The following is a 4,348-nucleotide window of genomic DNA, read 5'->3' on the forward strand; positions in this document are numbered from 1 at the left end:
CTGGCCTTGGGCCAGAAGCGAGCCGAAGCCGTTCGCAAGGCCTTGATGCTGTTGGGGGCGCCTGAGGGTGCCATCGAGTCCATCAGCTTTGGCAAGGAAAAGCCCAAGGCAGCTTGCCATGAGGAGTCGTGCTGGTCTCAGAACCGCCGCGTTGACTTCGTCCAGTTGGTCAAGCAGAAATAAGGCCAAAGCTGCAGGGCGGGGTGGTCAGGCTTGATCGCGCCGTCCTGTTCTTTGCAGGTAAACAATACCTTCGATCATCTTGTCCACGCTGAACCCGAAGGCGTTCAGCTGCCCATCCAGTAGCAGATGGCTCAGGCCATGCACCATGCTCCAGTTGGCGATGGCGGTCATCAACGCTTGTTCGCTGAGAGGTTCTGCTCCGGCTTGCTGTGCTGACGAGGCGAGCAACAACTCGAACGCCGACATGGCTGCGGCCTTCAGATCCTCACTGCTGCTGGCATATAGAAATCGGCTGAACATCAATCTGAACAGGGCGGGATGTGCTTGCGCAAAAGACACGTAGGCTTTCGCCGTGGCCGATTGCAAATCGAGGACGTCCCTGCTTGACTGGGCTGCCGCCGCCTGCTGTGCGGCAAAGCGTCGAAAACCCTCAGCCGCCAGTGCGCTCAGCAAATCATCCTTGCTGGCAAAGTGCCGGTAGGCTGCATTGGCTGATACGCCGACCTCGCGGGCAACTGCGCGCAGGCTGAACCCGGCCTCGTCACCTTTTTCAAGGGCAGCCAGACCTGCTTCGATCAATGCGGCGCGCAGATTGCCGTGGTGGTAGCTGCGGGTGGGATTGCCAACGTTGTCCATGTGCTTATTGTCCATCCTGGCTGCGGCGTTAGGATGCGGGCATGAAACCTTGGCATCACTTTTTGGCTCATGGCGTGAGCGTGTGTCTGTTTGCTGCGGCCGGCCTGGCGCAAGCAGCATCCAGCCCCTATATCGAGGACATGACCTCGCCCGAGTTGCAGGCTCGCGTCACCGCAGGCAGCACCACCGTGCTGATTCCCATTGGTGGCACCGAGCAGAACGGGCCACACATGGTGCTGGGCAAGCACAATGTGCGCGCACGTGTGCTGGCCGGGCAGATTGCCCAAGGATTGGGCAATGCCGTCGTGGCGCCGGTGATCGCCTACGTGCCGGAGGGCAGCATCACGCCCCCTGTGGCCCACATGCGGTTTACCGGTACCATCTCGCTGCCCGATGCCGTGTTCGAGGCCATGTTGGAGGCCACGGCACGCAGCTTCAAACAGCATGGATTCCGAGACCTCGTGTTTCTGGGGGACCATGGCGGCTATCAAAAGAGTGAAGAGCGTGTGGCCGCCAAACTCAACAAGGAATGGGCCCAAGACCCGAGTTGCCGCGTGTTGGCCCTGACTGACTACTACCGCGTGACGCAAACGGCTTATGTGGCCGACCTCAAGAAGCGCGGCTTCAGCGAGGCAGAAATCGGCACCCATGCTGGCTTGGCCGATACGGCCTTGACCCTGGCGATCGATCCCAAGCTGGTTCGCACGGAAGCCTTGGCGCAAGCCGGCGCAACCGGGGCGCACAATGGCGTTCATGGCGACCCTCGTCGCGCGACCGCTGATCTGGGTCAGATCGGTGTGCATCACATTGTGGAATCATCGCTTACAGCGATCCGTGCGGCGCAGCGCGCACGTTGATCCCACTATTGCCCCCTGGAGAGCGCATGTCCTCGAACAACAAGATTCTGGCTGGTGGCCTGGCCCTGGCCGCTACCGCCGCTGCCGTGTCCGCCTTGCTGGCCTATGGCACCGTGTCCGCACAACAACCCGCTGTTGTCAGCGCGAGCCCGGGTGTCACGACCGTGCCCGGCATGCCGCCGGTTGTGGATCCACGCAATGTGTACAGCGAAACCAATGGCCCGGCCAAGATCCTGCCTGCGCTCAAGGATGATCTGGAGCGCATCTATGTGCCCAATCTGCGCTCCAAAGATGTGTATGTGATCGACCCTGCTGCGATGAAGGTGGTCGACAAGTTCAAGGTGGGCGATGCGCCGCAACACGTGATTCCCTCATGGGATTTGCGCACCTTGTGGGTGGCCAACAATGCCGAGCGCAAGCTTACCGGCAGCCTCACGCCAGTGGATCCGCGCACGGGCAAGCCCGGCAAGAACGTGGCTGTGGATGACCCGTACAACATGTACTTCTCTCCCGATGGCAAATCGGCCATCGTGGTGGCTGAAGCGCGCCATCGCCTGGACTTCCGCGATGCGCACACCATGGCGATGCAGTACTCGATCGATGTGCCCCAGTGCGGTGGCATCAATCACGCCGACTTCTCGATCGATGGGCGCTACGCCATCTTCACCTGCGAGTTCGAAGGCAGCGTGGCCAAGATCGACCTGGTCAAGCGCGAAGTGCTGGGCTACCTCAAGCTCAAGATGCCTGCGACACGCTTGAAGGACAAGCCCGTACCTCAGGGCCTGCCTGATACCGAAATCTGCACATCGAAGAAAGGTATGCCGCAAGATATCCGCATCTCGCCCGACGGCAAGCATTTCTATGTGGCTGACATGGAGGCCGATGGCGTGCACATCCTCGATGGCGATGCGCTCAAGGAAATCGGTTTCATCACCACGGGTGTGGCCGCGCACGGCCTGTATCCCAGCCGTGATGGCAAGAGCCTGTATGTGGCCAATCGTGGCTCACACAAGATCCACGGCGATCGCCACGGGCCCGGCAGTGTGACGGTGATCGATTTCGCTACAGAGAAGGTGGCTGCCCGCTGGCCCATCCCTGGCGGCGGCAGCCCTGACATGGGCAATGTGAGCGCCGATGGCAAGTGGCTGTGGCTCTCAGGGCGCTTTGATGACGTGGTCTATCGCGTGGACACAGGCAATGGCAGCGTGAAAGAACTCAAGGTGGGGGCCGAGCCGCATGGGCTGGTGGTGTGGCCGCAGCCGGGCCGGTACTGCCTGGGGCACACGGGCAATTTGCGCTGACGAAACCCTGGCTCGTTTTCAGGTAAAAACGGGCCATGAAAAAGCATCCACCACATCGCGATCGCGTCAGGCAGGTTCGGGTTGGTCAGACGAACGTGCTGGCCAAGGGGCAGCAGCATGCTGTCGGGCTGGTGGACCCTTACCACTTTGTTCTGACCCTGACCTGGCCCCGCTTCTTCGGGTTGCTGGTGTGCGTCTTCGTGGCGCTGAACGCCTTGTTCGCGCTGGCTTGCTGGCTCGTGCCCGGTAGCGTGGCGAACGCCAGGCCAGGCGTTTTCCAGGACTACTTCTTCTTCAGTGTGGAGACCATGGCCACGGTGGGCTATGGCGAGATGTCGCCTGCCAACACGGTGGGCCACTTCATCGCCGTGCTGGAGATCATGCTGGGCATGACGGCCGTGGCCTTGATGACGGGCCTGATCTTTGCGCGCTTTGCCAAACCCAAGGCCCGGGTTCTGTTCAGTGAAAAGGCGGTGATTCGCCAGTTCGATGGCAAGCGTGTGCTGATGCTGCGTGTGGCCAATGAGCGCTACAACCGCATTGTGGATGTCAGCGCCATGTTGTCTGTGGTGCGCCTGGAGCGACTGCAGGATGGCGAAGCGTATTACCGCATCCACGATTTGACACTCGTGCGGGAGCGGACACAGGTCTTCAACCTGACGTGGACCTTGATCCACGAGATTGACGAGCGCAGCCCCTTGTTCGGTGCGACGACGCAGTCACTGCAAGCCGACCAGATCCGCATCGCCGTATCCCTGACCGGGCACGACGAAACAGTGGCAGCGGCCGTGCATGCGGTGCATGACTATGAATGGGCCGACGTCGCTTTTGACGCGCGCTTTGTGGACGTGCTACGCCTCATGCCTGATGGCAGCCGGGTGGTGGACCTCACTCGCTTTCATGAGGTGGAGGCGAGCCAGGCGTGAGGCTGCGCGGGCTTGATCACATCGTCTCGGCAAACAACTCCCGCCCGATCAGCATGCGGCGGATCTCGGATGTACCTGCGCCTATCTCGTACAGCTTGGCGTCACGCCACAGGCGGCCCAGCGGGTACTCGTTGATGTAGCCGTTGCCGCCGAAGATCTGGATGCCCTCGGAGGCCATCCAGGTGGCCTTCTCGGCGGCCATCAGGATCAGCGCGGCGCAGTCCTTGCGCACATGGCGGGCGTGCTTGTCGCCCAGGTTGTCGAGGTTCTTGGCCACCGTGTAGGCAAACGATTTGACCGCTTGCTGCATGGTGTACATGTCAGCTACCTTGCCTTGCAGGAGCTGGAACTCGCCAATGGCCTGGCCAAACTGCTTGCGCTCGTGGATGTAGGGCACGATGTTGTCCATCACGGCCTGCATGATGCCCAGCGGGCCGCCTGAGAG

Annotated in this window: 5 protein-coding genes and 1 pseudogene; 4 read left to right on the plus strand and 2 right to left on the minus strand. The window is 61.2% G+C overall.

Going from position 1 to position 4,348, the window contains the following annotated elements:
- Positions 1 to 183 (plus strand): annotated as a pseudogene (locus EPO09_RS01030) (peptidoglycan-associated lipoprotein); the annotation flags it as partial.
- Between the two features lie 24 nt (positions 184 to 207).
- On the opposite strand, the gene EPO09_RS01035 reads toward EPO09_RS01030, so the two are convergent.
- Positions 208 to 819 carry a TetR/AcrR family transcriptional regulator gene (locus EPO09_RS01035; RefSeq protein WP_290639303.1) on the minus strand — a complete coding sequence of 204 codons (612 nt, stop codon included), beginning with the start codon at positions 817 to 819 and terminating at the stop codon, positions 208 to 210.
- Positions 820 to 860: 41 nt separating this feature from the next.
- On the opposite strand from EPO09_RS01035, the gene EPO09_RS01040 reads away from it, so the two are divergent.
- Genes EPO09_RS01040 through EPO09_RS01050 form a run of 3 tightly spaced genes read left to right on the plus strand, consistent with a single transcriptional unit; the run spans position 861 to position 3,903 of the window.
- Entirely contained in the window at positions 861 to 1,676 is an 816-nt protein-coding gene (locus tag EPO09_RS01040) for a creatininase family protein (RefSeq protein ID WP_290639304.1), read from the plus strand.
- Between the two features lie 26 nt (positions 1,677 to 1,702).
- Positions 1,703 to 2,977 carry a YncE family protein gene (locus EPO09_RS01045; RefSeq protein WP_290639306.1) on the plus strand — a complete coding sequence of 425 codons (1,275 nt, stop codon included), beginning with the start codon at positions 1,703 to 1,705 and terminating at the stop codon, positions 2,975 to 2,977.
- Between the two features lie 35 nt (positions 2,978 to 3,012).
- On the plus strand, positions 3,013 to 3,903 hold the full coding sequence (locus EPO09_RS01050) for an ion channel (RefSeq protein ID WP_290639308.1): 891 nt from the start codon (positions 3,013 to 3,015) through the stop codon (positions 3,901 to 3,903).
- Between the two features lie 16 nt (positions 3,904 to 3,919).
- On the opposite strand, the gene EPO09_RS01055 is transcribed toward EPO09_RS01050, so the two are convergent.
- Positions 3,920 to 4,348, minus strand: a 429-nt coding sequence (locus tag EPO09_RS01055) for an acyl-CoA dehydrogenase family protein (protein WP_290639310.1), incomplete at its 5' end; no start/stop codon positions are given.

This window comes from Aquabacterium sp. (assembly GCF_004297345.1).
Lineage (GTDB): Bacteria > Pseudomonadota > Gammaproteobacteria > Burkholderiales > Burkholderiaceae_C > Aquabacterium.